This window comes from Salipiger thiooxidans (assembly GCF_900102075.1).
GTDB classification, from domain to species: Bacteria; Pseudomonadota; Alphaproteobacteria; order Rhodobacterales; family Rhodobacteraceae; genus Salipiger; species Salipiger thiooxidans.
On sequence record NZ_FNAV01000026.1, the window covers coordinates 1 to 16612 of the forward strand.

General features: G+C 66.0%; 13 protein-coding genes and 5 pseudogenes. 11 read left to right on the forward strand and 7 right to left on the reverse strand.

Annotated features, from left to right (window positions below; translation table 11 throughout):
- The 3 genes and pseudogenes from BLQ77_RS25080 to BLQ77_RS25090 form a co-directional block, all read right to left on the reverse strand.
- Positions 1-908: pseudogene (locus BLQ77_RS25080) on the reverse strand (transposase); the annotation flags it as partial.
- 166 nt (positions 909-1074) lie between these two features.
- Entirely contained in the window at positions 1075-1635 is a 561-nt protein-coding gene (locus BLQ77_RS25085; protein WP_089963799.1) for a GNAT family N-acetyltransferase, read from the reverse strand.
- A 23-nt stretch (positions 1636-1658) separates the two neighbouring features.
- Positions 1659-3182: an MFS transporter gene (locus BLQ77_RS25090; protein ID WP_089963801.1), complete on the reverse strand. Its 1524-nt coding sequence runs from the start codon at positions 3180-3182 to the stop codon at positions 1659-1661.
- Between the two features lie 76 nt (positions 3183-3258).
- On the opposite strand from BLQ77_RS25090, the gene BLQ77_RS25095 reads away from it, so the two are divergent.
- The 6 genes from BLQ77_RS25095 (at position 3259) to nikE (ending at position 8955) form a co-directional block, all read left to right on the forward strand.
- A complete protein-coding gene (locus tag BLQ77_RS25095) occupies positions 3259-3804 on the forward strand; it encodes a TetR/AcrR family transcriptional regulator (protein WP_089963803.1) in 546 nt (181 codons plus the stop codon).
- A gap of 165 nt (positions 3805-3969) precedes the next feature.
- A complete protein-coding gene (gene nikA, locus BLQ77_RS25100; protein ID WP_089963805.1) occupies positions 3970-5559 on the forward strand; it encodes a nickel ABC transporter substrate-binding protein in 1590 nt (529 codons plus the stop codon).
- Between the two features lie 6 nt (positions 5560-5565).
- Positions 5566-6510: a nickel ABC transporter permease subunit NikB gene (gene nikB, locus BLQ77_RS25105; RefSeq protein ID WP_008887985.1), complete on the forward strand. Its 945-nt coding sequence runs from the start codon at positions 5566-5568 to the stop codon at positions 6508-6510.
- Entirely contained in the window at positions 6507-7385 is an 879-nt protein-coding gene (gene nikC, locus BLQ77_RS25110) for a nickel ABC transporter permease subunit NikC (RefSeq protein ID WP_207545895.1), read from the forward strand. The genes nikB and nikC overlap by 4 nt, the downstream gene beginning before the upstream one ends.
- On the forward strand, positions 7382-8155 hold the full coding sequence (locus BLQ77_RS25115; protein WP_089963807.1) for an ATP-binding cassette domain-containing protein: 774 nt from the start codon (positions 7382-7384) through the stop codon (positions 8153-8155). The genes nikC and BLQ77_RS25115 overlap by 4 nt, the downstream gene beginning before the upstream one ends.
- Positions 8152-8955, forward strand: a complete 804-nt coding sequence (nikE, locus tag BLQ77_RS25120; RefSeq protein WP_089963808.1) for a nickel import ATP-binding protein NikE — start codon at positions 8152-8154, stop codon at positions 8953-8955. Before BLQ77_RS25115 ends, nikE begins: the two co-directional genes overlap by 4 nt.
- Here nikE and nikR read toward each other — a convergent pair.
- Positions 8933-9418, reverse strand: a complete 486-nt coding sequence (gene nikR / locus BLQ77_RS25125; protein ID WP_089963810.1) for a nickel-responsive transcriptional regulator NikR — start codon at positions 9416-9418, stop codon at positions 8933-8935. The genes nikE and nikR overlap by 23 nt on opposite strands.
- A 397-nt stretch (positions 9419-9815) precedes the next feature.
- Positions 9816-10740, reverse strand: a pseudogene (locus tag BLQ77_RS25135) (transposase).
- A 301-nt stretch (positions 10741-11041) separates the two neighbouring features.
- Between BLQ77_RS25135 and BLQ77_RS25140 the strand changes: the two are divergent.
- The gene (locus BLQ77_RS25140) at positions 11042-12367 is read left to right on the forward strand and encodes an NAD(P)/FAD-dependent oxidoreductase (RefSeq protein ID WP_089963812.1); all 1326 of its coding nucleotides are present in this window, start codon (positions 11042-11044) and stop codon (positions 12365-12367) included.
- A 345-nt stretch (positions 12368-12712) separates the two neighbouring features.
- On the opposite strand, the pseudogene BLQ77_RS29920 reads toward BLQ77_RS25140, so the two are convergent.
- Positions 12713-12928 (reverse strand): annotated as a pseudogene (locus BLQ77_RS29920) (FAD-dependent oxidoreductase); the annotation flags it as partial.
- Positions 12929-12990: 62 nt separating this feature from the next.
- Here BLQ77_RS29920 and BLQ77_RS29545 point away from each other — a divergent pair.
- The 4 genes and pseudogenes from BLQ77_RS29545 to BLQ77_RS25165 all read left to right on the forward strand — a co-directional run bounded on the left by BLQ77_RS29545 (position 12991) and on the right by BLQ77_RS25165 (position 16173).
- A pseudogene (locus tag BLQ77_RS29545) lies at positions 12991-14148 on the forward strand (hydantoinase B/oxoprolinase family protein).
- Positions 14108-14434, forward strand: coding sequence for an aldehyde dehydrogenase family protein (locus tag BLQ77_RS29550; protein WP_242661865.1), 327 nt, complete (start codon positions 14108-14110; stop codon positions 14432-14434). Before BLQ77_RS29545 ends, BLQ77_RS29550 begins: the two are co-directional and overlap by 41 nt.
- A 15-nt stretch (positions 14435-14449) precedes the next feature.
- Positions 14450-15493 carry a tartrate dehydrogenase gene (locus tag BLQ77_RS25160; protein WP_089963814.1) on the forward strand — a complete coding sequence of 348 codons (1044 nt, stop codon included), beginning with the start codon at positions 14450-14452 and terminating at the stop codon, positions 15491-15493.
- Positions 15494-15579: 86 nt separating this feature from the next.
- Complete coding sequence (locus BLQ77_RS25165; protein WP_242661862.1) at positions 15580-16173, forward strand: aldehyde dehydrogenase family protein; 594 nt, start codon at positions 15580-15582, stop codon at positions 16171-16173.
- 30 nt (positions 16174-16203) lie between these two features.
- Here BLQ77_RS25165 and BLQ77_RS29555 read toward each other — a convergent pair.
- Positions 16204-16431: pseudogene (locus BLQ77_RS29555) on the reverse strand (IS481 family transposase); the annotation flags it as partial.
- Positions 16432-16612: the final 181 nt, after the last annotated feature.

Below are 16612 nucleotides of genomic sequence, written 5' to 3' on the forward strand. Positions count from 1 at the left end.
CGTTCGGACTTGTCGAAGACTGGAATATGCGGGGCAGTCTTGCGCTCTACCTGCCAGCCCAGCATCGGCCCGGTGCCGCAGGCGGTATCCGCGATCAGGCGCTCGGGATGGAGGTCGAACCTGGCCTTGACCCGGTCCAGCATGGTCCTGGTCGAACCGACCTCTGCTTGCCGGATGGATCTCGTCGCCTCTACGTCCACAATCACGCCATGGTCCATGTCGATCAGGTTGTTGTCGGAATAGCTGAAGAATGCCGGCCCCTTGCGAGCTGCCGTCCACTGGCTGGCCGGATCCGAGTGGGAGGTGAACTTCGGCTGGACCTCGCTGGCGGCACCGAACGCGGCCTCGTCCAGCGTCTCGGGATACTCGCGATCGGCCCGCGGGGCATCAGCAGGATCGACCTGCGCCGGATCCCACTCTTCCTTCGGAGTAGAGTTCTGCTTGTTGGCATCGGCCTCGATGAAGCTGGCATCAACGGCCATGCGCTGGCCGCTTACCAAGCCCTCTTCAATGCACCGCGCGACGGTCGACTCGAACAGGTAGCGCAGCAACTCGCTCTCGCGGAAACGGCCATGCCGGTTCTTCGAGAAGGTCGAGTGATCCGGGACCCGGTCGCTGAGGCCAGGGTGGCAAAACCAGCGACAAGCCAGGTTGAGATGAACTTCCTCGCACAGCCGCCGCTCCGACCGGATGCCGAAGCACTACCTAACAAGCAGCAGTCGGATGGGGAACTCGGGATCGACGGAAGGCCGCCCGGTATGGCTGCAGAGACCGGCGAGGTAGGCACGGAGGCCGGACAGATCCACGAACCGGTCGATGGTGCGCAGGAGGTGGCTCTGGGGCACATGATCCTCGAGCGAGACCTCGTAGAACAGCGCCGGCTGCGCCTCCTGCCGCGGTCCCATCATCGCCAGTCCTCCCACCCAATGCGGGAATTGAATCAGCCGCAAGCGCTTCGATCAAGGGCGAGTTTTTCAACGAAATACGCCCTATGTGGCCGTCGGCCCCAATGCCCACCGCCGCCTTCTACCAAAGCAAGCTGATAAAGCTGTGCAAGTGTCCTTGCGGGACGACTTACCTGAACTTGCATTTCGCCTGCCGCTTGCTGGAGGCGCCCCATTCCCGTTGCAGAAGTGCGTATTGCATGGTGTTCTCGTAGACAGGCTGGCCGGCATCGTCGTTCTGGAAGGAAATGTAGTCCAGAAACAGCCCCTCCCGTCGCATTCCCAACCGTTCGCAAAGCTTCTGCGAGGGCACGTTGTGATCTTCGACATAGGCATAGAGGCGGCGCATGCCTTGGGCCTCAAACAGATCGGCAAACAGAGCATGTGCAGCCTCAAACGCATAGCCCTGTCCTGAAAACGCCCGATTGAAGTTCCATCCAACCGAGACCGTGTCGCCCTCGGGGTGTGCGAAGACGTCGCCGATGAGCTGGTCGCTGTCCTTGAGGCAGACGGCGATCTGTGCGTCGTCCGCGGCGCGCCGGTCGGCCTCGGCCAGGGCGGCATCCATGTCCCGAAGGGTCAGCGAGAGAAAGCAGCTCGCGACCGGAGAGGCCAGATAGGCCAGAAGACCCTCCGCGTCCTCGCGGCGGAAGTTTCGAAGAACGAGGCGTTCGGTTTCGATCGGCGTCATGGATGTCCCTTTCGGCCCGGGGTTCAATGGGTCGCGGCGTTGGCGGACGGGCGGTGCCCTGCAAGGGTGATCCAGACAGCCCCCGCCAGGGCCATGATCACGGCGGCCGCGCTGGTCAGCAGGACGGCATGGGTCTGGCTGAAGGCCGCCTTGCCAGCGGCGATCAGTGCCGCGCCCTGGTTTTCCGGCAGCCCCGCGGCGACGATGTAGGCGTCGCCGATGCTGCGGGAGGCCGCGGCGGCCAGATCGGAGGGCAGCTCTGCCGGCATCTCGATGGCGCCTGCGAAGGTGCTGGCCATGAAGACGCCGAAGACGGTGATGCCGAGGCCTGTGCCCAGCTCGTATCCCGTGGCCTCCAGCGATCCCGCCGCGCCGCCATCCTCGGCCTCGACGGCGCCCATGATCGCGATCGAGGATGCGGTCAGCCCGATGCTGAGCGTCAGACCCAGAAGGGCCAACACTGCGGGCACATGCCAGCCGGGGTCGTTGAAATCCTGATACGCCAGAAACAGCAGCGACAGCGCCGCCATGGCAAGCGACAGGGCCGCCACCAGGCGCAGGCCGAAGCGGTTGGACAGCCAGCCCGCTATCGGCCCGCCCACGGCCGCTGCCGCCATGATCGGCACCATGAACAGCCCGGCCTCGAGCGGCGTCTTGCCCAGCACGAATTGCAATTCCTGCGCCAGCGTCAGCTCGACCCCGGCCAACGCGCCAGAGGCCACCAGCGCCATCATCAGCCCCGCCAGGATGGCGGGATGCGACAGCAGCGACAGGTCCAGCATCGGCGCCGCCGCGCGCAGCTGCTGGCGCACGAATATCGCAAGAAGGGCCGCGCCGCCCGCAAGCACGGCTCCCGTCACCACGGGCGGATGTTTGGCGCCGAAGCCCGCCTTGATGCCGTAGACCACCGCGATCATCCCCGCGATCAGCAGCAGCGCCTGGCCGAGGGGCCAGGGACCCGGGCTCACGCGCTCGGCCCGGGGCAGCAGCAGGAAGCAGGCCGGGGCCACGACCAGCATCACAGGCACATTGATGAGAAAGACCGCCCCCCACCAGAAATGCTCCAGCAGCGCGCCGCCGATCACGGGACCCATGGCCGCGCCCGCCGCCCCGACCGTCCCCCAGAGGCCGAGCGCCATGGCCCGTTCGCCCGGATCCTCGAAGGTCTTGCGGATCAGCCCCAGCACACAGGGCATGATCATCGCCCCGCCAAGCGCCAGCACCACGCGCGCGGCGATCAGCTGGGCCGGGCTTTGCGCGAAGGCTGCGAAGGCGGAGGCGGCGGCGAAGACGACCAGCCCGCCCAACAGGATCCGCCGGTTGCCGACCCGATCTGACAGCGTGCCCATCGGCACAAGCAACCCCGCCATCAGCAGCGGATATATGTCGATGATCCACAGCACCTCGGTCGACGAGGCACGCAGGGCTTGGGTCAGGCTGGGCACCGCGACATGCAGGATGGTCATGTCCAGCACAACCGGGAGGAAGGCCAGCATCACTGCCAGCAGGACCAGCCAGCGCTTGGGATCGGGACGTGGGGTGGTCATCGCGCGCCTGTTGAGTCTTCGGACAGATGTTGGTTTAAATACATACGTATGGATTGCAATAGCTCGGAGGGAAGCGATGGGCCGGACGGCGAGGATCACCCGCGACGGGCTGCTGAACGTGGCCGAGGACATCGTGCGCAGCCGTGGCGGGGCCGCGCTGACCATTGGCGCTCTGGCGCAGGCCGCGGGCGTGTCCAAGGGCGGGGTGCAATATTCCTTCGTCAGCAAGGACGCGATCGTGCGTGCGCTGATTGACCGCTGGACCGCGCAGTTCGACGAACTGCTGGGCGACCCACCGCCCGAGGACCCGGTGCGCTTCGTGCAGCGCTACATCGCGGCGACACGCGCCTCGCAGCAGGCGCTGAACGCCAAGATGGCGGCGCTGCTGGTCAGCTATCTGGAGGATCCTGCCAACATGCAGGAGACCCGTGATTGGTATCGCGGGGTTTTCGCCCGCCTGTCCGGTGATGGACCAGAAGCCCGCGCCGCCCGCGTGGCCTTCCTGGCGGTCGAAGGCCTGTTCCTAATGCGGATTAACGGCTTGAACGATGAGAAAAGCTGGGCGGAACTGCTGGATGACGTTGAGGAGATCTTGCAGACGTTGGTTGGAACACCGGAGTAGTGAACCTCATCGACGGTCGAAGCTGCAAGTGCCGAACCCATAGCCTGGCAGCCGTTCTTTGGTTCTTCGAAGAACGGCTGCCAGGCCAATTGTATTGACACGTCGATAGCGGTACGGCAACTGCGAGTATGATATAAAATTACAAAAATCATACTCGGAGGTGCCATGTTCTCGCGTCGCTCATTCTTGTCTTTGCCCGTTCTGGGTGCCGTCATCTCATCGCCACTCGGCAGCCTCGCAGCTGGCCGCAGCGCGGCCGGGCGCCTGCGCTTCGCCTGGCCATTGAACGTCGGACCTTTGAATCCGCATCTTTATTCGCCCAACCAGATGTTCGCTCAGAACATGGTGTACGAACCTCTGGTCCGCTACCGGGAAGACGGTCAGGTCGTGCCCTGGCTCGCAGCCTCCTGGAGCATCTCGGAAGACGGGCGCACCTATACGTTCGAGCTGCGCGAGGGCGTCATGTTCTCGAATGGTGAACCGTTCGATGCAGCTGCGGCGAAGGCCAATATCGACGCGGTACTCGCCAATCGTGAGCGGCATGCCTGGCTGGAGTTGGCCAACCAGATCGTTGGCGCCGAGGTGGTCGCGCCGATGACGCTGAAGCTGTCGTTGAAGGATCCGTATTATCCTGCCCTACAGGAGCTCGCGCTGCCGCGTCCGTTCCGCTTCATCGCGCCGTCGCAGTTCGTTCACGGCGGCACGAAAGACGGGATCGTCGCCCCGGTGGGGACGGGGCCCTGGATGCTGACCGAAAGCTCGCTAGGGGAACGCGATCTCTTCTCCCGCAATGACCGCTACTGGGGCGATGCCCCTGCCTATGCCGAGGTCGAAGTGCAGGTCATTCCCGATCCCAATACCCGCGCGATTGCCCTGCGGACCGGACAGATCGATATGGTTTACGGGGTCGAGGGGCCGCTTTCGCCGGACTCTTACGCTGAGTTCGCGGCCTTGGGAGACTTCACCACCGGACTGTCCGCGCCGATGGAGACCAGCGATCTGGCGCTGAATACCGCGCGGGGGGCGACGCGGGATCTGTCCGTGCGCCGGGCGATCAATCACGCCGTCGACAAGGGCGCCATGATCGCGCTGATCCTGCATGGCACGGAGCGGCGGGCCGACACGCTGTTCGCGCCCAACGTGCCCTATGCCGACATCGGGCTCGAACCCTATGCCCATAACCCGGAGCAGGCGCGGAAGATCCTGGAGGAGGACGGCTGGACCGTGACGGGCGAGGGGCAGCCCCGGACGAAGGATGGCGCGCCTCTGATCCTCGACCTCTGCTTCGTCGGCACCGATGCCGTGGCCAAGGCGAAGGCCGAGATATTGCAGGCAGATCTCGCTTCCGTCGGGATCGGTATCAATCTGATCGGCGAAGAGGAAAGCAGCATCTACGCCCGCCAGCGCGATGGCAGATTCCACCTTATCTTCAACCGCACATGGGGTGCCCCCTATGATCCGCATGCCTTCCTCAGCTCCATGCGCGTACCGTCCCATGCCGATTATCAGGCCCAGCTGGGTCTGGCGGACAAGGCGGAGATCGACCGGAAGATCGGCGAGGTCTTGATCTCCACCGACGAGACGCAGCGGGCCGACCTTTACCGGGACCTTCTGACGCGCTTCCATGAGGAGGCAGTGTACTTGCCGCTGACCTATGCCACGGCGATGGCGGTGGCCCGGCCCGAGGTGGGGCGGCTGGTCTTCGGTGCCATGTCGAGCGAAATCCCCTTCGAGAAACTGACGCCGGATACCTGATCCTCCATGACTGCCTATATCCTGCGCCGACTTCTTCTGATCGTGCCGATGCTTTTCGGTGCTTCTCTGGTGATCTTCCTGATGCTCCGCCTCGGGCCGAGCGATCCCGCCCTCGACTACCTGCGCCTGTCGAAGGTTCCGCCCACGCCGCAGGCGCTGGAGGAGGCCCGCCGGTTCCTTGGCCTCGACCTGCCGCTCAGCACGCAATACCTGAACTGGATCGGCCGCGCGCTGGCCGGAGACTTCGGCACATCCTACGCGCTGCAGCGGCCTGTCCTGCCCGATATCCTGCATTTTCTGCCAGCGACACTGGCGCTGGCAGGCACGGCGCTCGCCTTTACGATGATCATCTCAGTGCCGCTCGGGATATGGGCCGCGCGGTATCGGGACCGCTGGCCCGACCATGCCGTGCGGCTGATTGCCTTCCTCGGGGTCTCGATGCCGAACTTCTGGCTCGGCTTCCTGCTGGTCATGGTGTTCTCGGTCCATCTCGGCTGGCTCCCTCCGATGGGCCGCGACGGGCCGCCCAGTCTGGTGATGCCGGTCATCGCCGTGGCCTTCATGTCACTTGCGATCAACGCGCGGCTCTTGAGGGCCTCGATGCTGGAGGTGGCAGGCCAGCGCCATGTCCGCTATGCGCGCCTGCGCGGCCTCTCTGACCGGGTCGTCGAGCGGCGCCACATCCTGCGGAACGCCTGGCTGCCGATCATCACCGCCATGGGGATGCATGTCGGCGAGCTGCTGGGCGGCACGCTGGTGATCGAGACGATCTTCGGCTGGCCCGGCGTCGGCCGCTATGCGGTCTCGGCGATCCTCAACCGGGATTACCCGGTGATCCAGTGCTTCACGCTTCTGATGGTGGTGATCTTCGTGCTCTGCAATCTCCTTGTCGACATTGTCTATGCGCTGGCCGATCCACGCATACGCCGCAGCACAGGAGATACCGCATGACCACCGTGTCTTCTGGAAACTCGCGGGGAATCCGGCCCCTGAACCCCGCCCGGCGGTTCCGACTGGGTCTGTTCTGGATCGCAGGATCCATCGTCTTGCTGCTCGCCGTTGCGGCACTCGCAGGTCCCTGGCTCGTGCCGCATGACCCCAATGCGGTTGATCTGGCCAGCCGCCTGCAGCCAGCCGGCAGTGCGGGTCACCTGCTGGGGACGGACCATCTGGGGCGAGACATCCTCTCACGCCTGATCGCCGGCACCAGGGTCTCGCTCGGATGCGTCATGATCACTCTCGCCATCATCCTGGGCATCGGGCTGAGCCTCGGCGGCATCGCAGGTTATGCAGGCGGGCGGGTCGATCAGGTGATCATGCGCGTGGCCGATGTGTTCATGACCTTCCCGACCCTGATCCTTGCCCTCTTCATGATCGGGATGCTGGGGACCGGGCTCGTCAATGTCATCATCGCGATCGCGCTGTCGCACTGGGCCTGGTACGCGCGCATCACCCGGGGCATCGTGCTGTCGATGCGCCACCGGGATTTCCTGCGCGCCGCGCAGCTTTCCGGTGCGGGACGTTTTCGCATCTTTGTCGAGCATCTGCTGCCGGCAACCTTCTCGCAGATGATCGTGCTGGCCACGCTCGATATCGGGCACATGATGCTGCATGTGTCGGGGCTGTCCTTCCTCGGGCTGGGCGTGCAGGCCCCGACCGCGGAGTGGGGGGTGATGATCGCGGATGCGCGGCAGTTCGTCTGGACCTCGCCGATGCTGATCTTCTGGCCCGGGCTGGCGCTGTTCCTGTCCGTCATGGCCTTCAACCTGCTGGGCGACGCGTTGCGCGACCGTCTGGATCCGCATCTGAAGGGGGCGCACGCATGACCCGGACCCTGCATATCGCGAACCTGAGCGTCTCGACCGGAGGGCGCGAGCCGACGCAGATCCTCTCCGGTCTGGACGTTACCGTGGCTTCGGGCCGTGTGCTGGCGCTGGTGGGGGCAAGCGGTTCGGGAAAATCCACCGCCTGCGCCGCCGCCCTTGGTATCGCCGCGGGCAACCTGAATGTCAGCGGGCAGGTCTACCTTGATGGCACGCCCGTTGCGCCCGCCAGCCTTCGGGGGCGGCGGGTTGCGTCGATCCTGCAGAACCCGCGCAGCGGCTTCAACCCGCTGCGCTCGATGCGCGACCATCTGCGGGAAACGATGGTTGCGCTGGAGAAGGACTGGGACGAGGCTGCAGCCAGGGAGGTGCTCGAAGACGTCGGGCTGGAAGATCCGGCGCGCATCCTCGATCTGCATGCTTTCGAGATGAGCGGCGGCATGCTGCAGCGCATGGCCATCGCGATCGCGCTGCTGAGCCGGGCGGAGTTCCTCTTTGCGGATGAGCCGACGACCGATCTCGACCTCGTCGTGCAGGCGCGCATTCTGGATCTGCTGGCGGAGATGCGCGACCGCAGGGGGCTCGGACTGCTGCTGATCACCCATGACATGGGCGTTGTCGCGCGACTGGCCGACGAGGTGGCGGTGCTTGATGCGGGACGGCTGGTCGAACAGGGGCCGGTCGGGCAGATCTTCCACGCGCCCCGCCATCCGGTCACGCGGATGCTGATTTCCGCGCACCTTGCCCTCTATGGTCTGGAGCTTTCCGCATGAGCCTGATTTCCGCCCGCAACCTGACGCATCGCTATGTCAGCCGAAGTCTTCTCGGGGGCACACGCCAGCGCACTGCCGTGTCGGACATCTCGCTGGAGATCGGGCAAGGCGAGACGGTGGCGTTGCTTGGTCGCTCCGGCTGTGGCAAGAGCACCTTGGCCCGCCTGCTGTGCGGTCTCGAGACGCCGACGGCAGGCGAGGTCCTGTTCGAGGGGCGTTCCCTGCGCAGTCTGACGGCCAGGGAACGGCAGGGAATGCGCCGTGCTGTACAGATGGTGTTTCAGGATAGCCCCGAAGCCACCAATCCCCGCCTGACAGTGGGCCGGATCATTGCCGAGCCGCTGCGCCATCTGGCACCTCTGACCGGCGCAGAGCGGCGGGACAGGGTCGCGACATTGCTGGCGCAGGTGGAGCTGCCGGTTGCGATGGCCGATGCGCGCCCCGGACAGTTGAGCGGCGGGCAGTTGCAAAGGGTCTGCATCGCGCGCGCGCTGGCGCCGTCGCCGCGCCTTCTGATCCTTGACGAGGCGGTTTCCAACCTCGATCTCCATCTGCAGGCCGTCACTCTGGACCTCATCGCGAGAATTCGGGAGGCGACCGGCATCGCCTGCCTTTTTGTCACCCACGACCTGAGGCTGGTCGAGCGTTTCGCGGCACGTGTGCTGGTGATGGCAGAGGGGCGTCTTGTCGAGGAGGCCGCTTCCGGCAGGCTTTCGGCCCTTGCGCATCCGGCATCGCGGGCGCTCCGAGAGGCGATCCTTCCGCCTTATCCGCGATCTATCTCGGGAATCCCGGCTTGACGGTCAGATGGCTGTGCGGACGCGACGCGGGATCATGAGCGTGGACATGGGTCCTGTCTTCTTCGTCGACCGGGATCAGCGATAGAGACCCATGTGCCACGCCGCGTTCCAGGAACAGCGCCTCTGCCGCCGAAACCAGCACACCGAGCGGGCCTCGGGTCACCTCGACCTCCAAGGCCGTCGTGTGATCGAGGGGTATGGAAAGGGCAGCCACATGTCGGTCATGTCCGTCAAGCCGTCTTTGCGCCAGCCGCGCGCCAAGGCTTCGGACGGATTGATCGACCGTATAGGACGCAACGCCGAGACACGGCGACTGTTCCGGCACCCCGTCGTGGTTGCGTGTCATCGCGCGCCGAATGAGATCCCGGATCGCCTCCGAGCGGTTTCCCGCGCCGCTTTCGGACATCAGGGCGTCCAATGCGTCTGCAATGTCATCGGACAAGGTGATCGTGACTCTTTGCATGCATCCTCGTCAGCTGAAACGCGACATGAAACCTCTCCTACGTGGTTTGGCATCAAGTCTTGATGCGCGTATGCCATAAAATGCGGGATGTATTCTACAAGCCTATGTCCCCCGTTGCACTGGGCATGTATCCGGAAAAAATGGGTTCCCGCGCGCGACATATCGCAATCACAATGTTTGCCGTACTGCTTCTGGCAGTCGGAAGCATTGCTTCCGCGCGGATGATGGCGCCCGACGAAAAACCATCATCCGCGCCGAGGTTGCAGCGCTTGGATTGTCGCCCGACGACATCTGCGGTGACCATTTCGGACACGAGCATCGCTGCCCATTCTGCCATCTGACGGGCATTGTTGCAGAAATCCGGCTTGAGGCGTGACGTCCCCTTACCCCGCTGACGTCATGGCACGCGTTCGATCTCGGCGGTGCCGAGGGCCGAGAAGCGGTTCATGATGGCGATACGGATGTGGATTTCGGCGGTCTGGCGGTCGGGGCTCTCGCGGCGATGCGTTCGCCGAGGGCTTTCAGGCAGCGCATCCACTGCCCGGCAGGCGATTGCGCAGCAATCTGCCGAGAGGGGGCGGTGACGGTGCCGATCTGCTCGCCCACCGGGATCTGGCTCAGCAGGTCTGGCAGCACGGGGCTGTCCACTGCCCGGCAGTGGTTTGCGCCGCACAACCACGAGAGGGGCCGTCGCGGCTGGGAGTGAATTCCACGGCGCGGATGTCCGAAATGGCCGGATCCATGGCCAGATGGACCTTGCGTCACTGCCGCCGGCCCTGCGGGCCATGCTTGCGGGCTTGCCATTCGCCGTCGCCGAGGAGCTTGATGCCGGTGCTGTCTGTCACCCGGCAGGGCATCACGCAGTGATGTCCCGAGAGGGCACGAGCAGGTTCAACGGCCCGTCAGCACGGCGACGGGGGATCTGCACGGCCAGGGTTTTCAGTCTGCGGCACAGGGTGGAGAAGTCCGGTACGGGCCAGTCCAGCCCCGCTAACCCGAGCAGGCTGGCGACCATGCCGGCGGTCTGGCGCAACGGTAGCCTGAACAGAATTCTGATCCCCTTTCGGGACCTTGTTGCACAAGGCCCTGTCGGGCAGTGGACAGGCAGAGCTGGATAGCGGCATCGGAAAAGACCGGAGGGCGTCCCGGCCGCCCGTCACGCGGCGCGTGCCAGGTCATATCCTTGTCCACCCAACCTCTCGGGACATTGCCGCGCAATGCCCTGTCGGTCAGTGGATCAGCGGAGACCCCCGCTTGCGCAGCGACGCGTTGTCGCTGGACCAGTTCGTCGTACGATAGCGGGCGGGAGGGGCCTTGCTCATGCAGCCCATCTAACCGCATGGATTCGCAAAGTGAATCCGCTGACATCAGAGATATGCAACAATGCCCATCTGGTCACTTCGCTGCAACTCGGCGAGGATCTTCAGGTCGATCCGGTCGAGCTTGTAACGGGGAGTCATGGTCTTTTTTCCCCCGGAGTCTGCGCGCCGTACGCTCCCTGTGAAGGGCAGAGCGGCCCTCAGGTCATCCGCATTCGACAGGAAATGCCGTGATGCGCCCTTGATCCGGGACATGCATCTGGGGGCACCATCGTAGAAGATTCCGGGACTACAGGAGAAGACCATGACCGCCCCCTTGCTGCACATCGAGACTCGGAACGACCTGCCCGAAACAGCCGATTGTGTGGTGATCGGCGCGGGCATCGTCGGCACCAGTGCCGCCTACTGGCTGGCGCGGGCGGGGATGAAGGTGGTGCTGCTCGAGAAGGGACGCGTCGGCGCCGAGCAGTCGAGCCGCAACTGGGGCTGGTGCCGTCAGCAGAACCGCGACGCGCGAGAACTGCCGCTTTCCACGAAGAGCCTCTCGCTCTGGGAGGACATGGCCGCGGACATCAGCGAGGACCTCGGCTTCCGGCGCTGCGGGCTGCTCTACCTCTCGGATGATCAGGCCGAGCTCGACGGCTGGGCGCGCTGGGGCATCTTCGCCCGAGGCGAGGGAGTGGACACGCGTATGCTGAGCGCCGCTGAGGCGGCCGAGCGCGGCAGCGCCACCAACAAGAGCTGGGCGGGCGGCGTCTGGTCGCCCACCGACGGGATCGCCGATCCGTCGCGCGCGGCGCCGCTCATTGCCAAGGGCATCCTCAAGCACGGCGGTGCGGTGATCCAGAATTGCGCGGCGCGCGGCATCGAGACGTGCGGCGGAACGGTCTCGGCGGTGATCACCGAGAAGGGCACGATCCACACGAAACAGGTGGTGCTCTCGGGCGGGGCCTGGGCGGCGAGCTTCCTGCACCAGTCGGGCATCGTCTTCCCGCAGGCCTCGGTGCGCAGCTCGATCCTGTCGGTGGCGCCAGGGGCCGAAGGGCTGCCGCCGGCGCTGCACACCGCCGCCGTCTCGATCACCCGACGCGGCGACGGGGCGCACACGCTGGCGATCTCGGGGCGCAGCAACCTCGATCCCACGCCCGGGGCGATCCGCGGGGCCAAGCATTTCCTGCCGATGTTCGCCAAGCGCTGGCGCGCGCTGTCGCCGGGTGGCCTTCAGGCCTGGAAGGCCGGTTTCGAGACGCGCGAGATCTGGGCGCTCGACCGCGAGACGCCGATGGAGCGGATGCGTATCCTCGATCCCAAGCCGTCCGAAGTCCTGGTCAACGAAGCCCTCGCCCGCGCCCGCAAGCTGCTTCCTGCGCTCGAGAATGTGCCGGTGCAGGCCAAGTGGGCGGGCTATATCGACAGCACCCCCGACGGCGTGCCGGTGATCGATACGGACATCGGCATCCCCGGGCTGACGCTGGCGGCGGGGCTCTCGGGCCACGGCTTCGGCATCGGGCCGGGGGTCGGGCATCTGGTGGCGGACATGCTGATCGGGCGCGAGCCGATCACCGACACGGGGCAGTACAGGCTGAGCCGTTTCGAAACCTCGCAATGGGGAAGGGTGGCGAAATTCTGACCTCACGCCGCGAACCTCGTGATCGACATCGCCGCGACAGGCGTCGTGCTGGTGCCGGTCGCGATCAGCTCGGCCATGGTGTCGCCGGTGCCGGGCCCGAGCTGGAAGCCGGTCTCCGTTTTCTCGACCCGGGGCTCGCCGGCATGGGCGATGATCTCCCCCCCGGCGCCGGGAGCGGCCTCGGCGAGGCAGGGGCGACCAGCCGCGGGTTGGCGCTGCCGTCGCGGGGCGAGAAGCTGACGCCGATCGCTGAGGGGCCGAGGTCGGGAAAGCGGCTCCGGATCTCTGCGGGCTCCGCTGGTCGAGCTCTAGCCCCAAGGGCCGCGCGGCCTCGGCAAAGCGCAGCATGTCGGTGCGCGAGGCCTCGTCGAAGATCAGCCGCAGGTGGCCGGTGGCGCGGAATTCGTCGTCGCGGCCGAGCAGTTCCTCGGCGCGGCTCCAGAGGTCGAGCGCGCGCTTCGCCAGCGGCAATTGCTCGAGCGCCCGTCCGGTGCGGCGGATGTTGCCAAAGGAGGCAACGGTGGCCCCGGCACCGACATGGCCGCGCTCGATCAGCCGCACGCGGATGCCGCGCCGCGCATTCCGCCTTCGTCAAGGAGACGCAGGATTTCACCGTCATGCTGATGGACCGCGCGGGCGACACATTCGCCGTGCCGATGGAGCTGGGCGCGACCCGGTATCCGGGGCTGACCTACGGCCGCGCCATCGACGTGGTGGACGAGGAATACCGCCCCGGCGACGTCGCCTTCACAAGTGATCCCGACTCGGGCCACGTGGCCACCCACGCGCCCGACACCCACCTCTGGAAGCCGGTCTTTTCGGAGGGCGAGATCGTCCCCTGGACCGGCGGGCACATCCACAGCACCGACATGGGCAGCGCGGTGCCCGCCTCGCTGTCGCGCTCGCTGACCGAGATCCATCAGGAGGGTGTGCGCTTCCCGCCGGTGAAACTGGTGCGCGAGGGGGTCTTCGACGAGCAGATCATGAAGATCATGTCGACCAATGTGCGCAAGCCCGCGCTCAATACCGGCGACATCAAGGCGCTGGTCGGCGCGCTCGGCACCGGCGAGCGCAAGGTGCAGGCGATGATCGAGCGTTTCAGCCATCGCGGTTTCCCGTCGGGTGTCGCGGCGCTGAAGGAGCAGGCCGAGGCGCAGGCCCGTGCGATCCTCTCGGAGCTCCCCGATGGCAAATATGTCGTCGCCGATTACGCCGCCGAGGACAGTGACGAGGCCAACCCCTGCCGCCTGAAGCTGACGCTGACCAGCCGCGGCGACGAGGCTATCCTCGACTTTACCGGCTCGGACCCGCAGTTGGCATCGTCGCTCAACGTGCCCTCCGGCGGCGATCCGCGGCACACCATTCTGCTCGTGGGTATCTAATACGTGCTCTACACGCTGAACCCGCGCATCCTGCTGAACACCGGCCTGACCCGCCCCTTCACCTGCATCGCGCCCGAGGGCACAGTGCTGAACCCGGTCGCCCCGGCGGCGGTCGGCATGCGCTCGCTGACCTGCGCGCGCCTGCGCTCGGTGATCTTCGGCGCCTTCGTTCAGGCGATCCCCGACCGAATGCCGGCCGCGCCGGCCGGCAACAACTGCATCGTCAACGTGATGACCCGCGACGAGCGCAGCCAGAAGACGGTGAACCCGGTGGTCGGCGTGCGGCGGCGGGGCAGGGGGGGCGAGGTCCTCTGTCGGCGCGCCGTTCTCGCGCGAGGGCAGCTACTACCAGCCGACGCTGATCGCCGGGGTCACGCAGGACAACCCGTCGGTGACTGAGGAAATCTTCGGCCCCGTCGCCACCTTCCAGACCTTCGAGGGCGAGGAAAAGGCCATGGCGCTGGCCGCCCATCCGACCTACGGGCTGGCCGCTGGCCTCTTCACCCGCGATGTCAGCCGGGCGCTGTGCCTGTCGCGGCGGCTCGAGGCCGGGACCGTCTGGATCAACCGATATGGCCGCTCGCGCGACCACATCCTGCCGACCGGCGGCTGGAAGGCCTCGGGCCTCGGGGGCGAGGCCTACCTTGCAAACCGGCGCAGCAAGTCCGTACTGATCGACCTGTGAATTGAGGAGCTTTCCATGAAGACCTATAACCTTGCCCTGATCCCCGGTGACGGGATCGGCGTTGACGTGACCGATGCCGCGATGGAAGTGCTGGGCGCGGCCGCCAAGGGGCGTTTCGCCTTCGACACCACCTCCTTCCCGTGGTCCTGCGAGTATTACCTCGAGCACGGCCGGATGATGCCCGCGGACGGCATCGAGACGCTGCGCGGCTTCGATGCGATCTACCTCGGCGCCGTGGGCTGGCCGGCGACGGTGCCGGACTCGGTGTCGCTGCACGGGCTGCTGCTGCCGATCCGCAAGGCCTTCAACCAGTACGCCAACATCCGCCCGCACCGGCTGCTCGCCGGGGTCGAGGGGCCGCTGAAGGCGGAGGGCTTCGACATTCTCTGCATCCGCGAGAATACCGAGGGCGAATACTCCGGCGCCGGTGGCCGCGTGCATGAGGGCAAGGACAACGAGGTGGCGGTCGAGACCTCGGTCTTCACCCGTGCCGGGGTCGAGCGCATCCTGCGCTTCGGCTTCGAGCAGGCGCGCAGCCGCCGGGGGCACCTGACCTCGGTGACCAAGTCCAACGCGCAGAAATACTCGATGGTGTTCTGGGACGAGGTGACGCGCGAGCTGGCCGCCGAGTATCCCGATGTCACCGTCAGCCACATGCACATCGACGCCATGGCCGCCAAGATGGTGATGGCGCCGCAGGATCTCGACGTGGTGGTCGCCTCGAACCTCTTCGGCGACATTCTCACAGACCTCGGCGCCGCCATTCAGGGCGGGCTCGGCTTTGCGGCCTCGGCCAACATCAACCCCGACCGCAGCGCTCCCTCGATGTTCGAGCCGGTGCACGGCTCGGCGCCCGACATCGCCGGCAAGAACATCGCCAACCCGATCGCCGCTATCTGGTCGGTTGCGCAGATGCTTGACCACCTTGGCGAGGCCGAGGTCTCGGCCGCCGTGCTTTCCGCCATCGAGGCTGCGACCGCAAAGGGCATCGGCATCCGCCCCGGCCTGAACACCACCGATGAAATCACCGCAGCCGTCATCGCCGCCCTGGAGGCCTGAGACATGACCCTTCACACCGCCTTTGCCGCCGACATCCGGACAAGCCTCACCGATCCCGACCTCTTCCGCGAGGCGGCGCCTCCATCGTGCGCTGGTTCGCCGAGGAAGCCCGGCGGATCAACGGCCACATCATCCCCTCGCCGGAGCCGGGCAAGAAGATCTTCGCCATGAAGGAGCCGGTGGGCGTCTGCGCGATCATCACGTCGCGGAACTTCCCCAATGCGATGATCAACGCCGCCGCGATCAGCAAGATCACCGCCCATGTCGAGGACGCGCTGGCCAGGGGGGCAAGCCGCGCCACGGCCACCCGCGATCTGCCCGCGCAATTCGCCGACCCGGTGGTGCTGACCGGCGCCACGCAGGAGATGCGCCTCGCTTCCGAGGAAACCTTCGGCCCGGTCGCCCCGATCTTCCGCTTCGAGACCGAGGAGGAGGCACTGGAGATCGCCAATGGCACGCCCTTCGGCCTTGCGGCCTATTTCTACACCACCGACATGGCCCGCGCCTTCTGCTTCGGCGAGGCGCTGGAAGCGGGGCCGGTGGGGCTGAACACCGGTGCGGTAAGCCACGCCGAGGCGCCCTTCGGCGGGGTGAAGGCCTCGGGCCTCGGTCGCGAGGGCGCGAAGGAAGGGATCGAGGAATACCTCGAGACCAAGGCCTTCCACTTCGGCGGGCTGTAACACCTGGCGACACCTCGCCACGGGCCCTCATCGCTGAAGACAGCGATGCAGTGCGGAGCGGGCCAGATGCGGGATCGACGGCTGAAGGGCATAGAGACCGTCGTCCAGCGGCAGCAGCATATGCCTTCGGAATGCGACGATCGTCGCCGCCTCGGCTTCGCTGAGAACGGTCGGGAGCGGTTCCTTCGGACCAGTCTGAAGATCCTCGGCCGTCTCACGCTTGCGCCACGTCGCGACCGTCTTTGGGTTCGTCGAAAAAACGACTCACTGGATCGCTTTCCGATCCTCCTCACTCCCGAGGCCCGGCTTGGCGCCGCGGTCGAGGCTTGCCACTCTCGAGCTCAGTCTTCGCATGACCCTGCGGGGGGCAGTGGATCGCTGTATTGCAGCTCGGATGGCGTGCGTGCCCTCTCATGGTTTGCTGCGCAAACCACTGCCG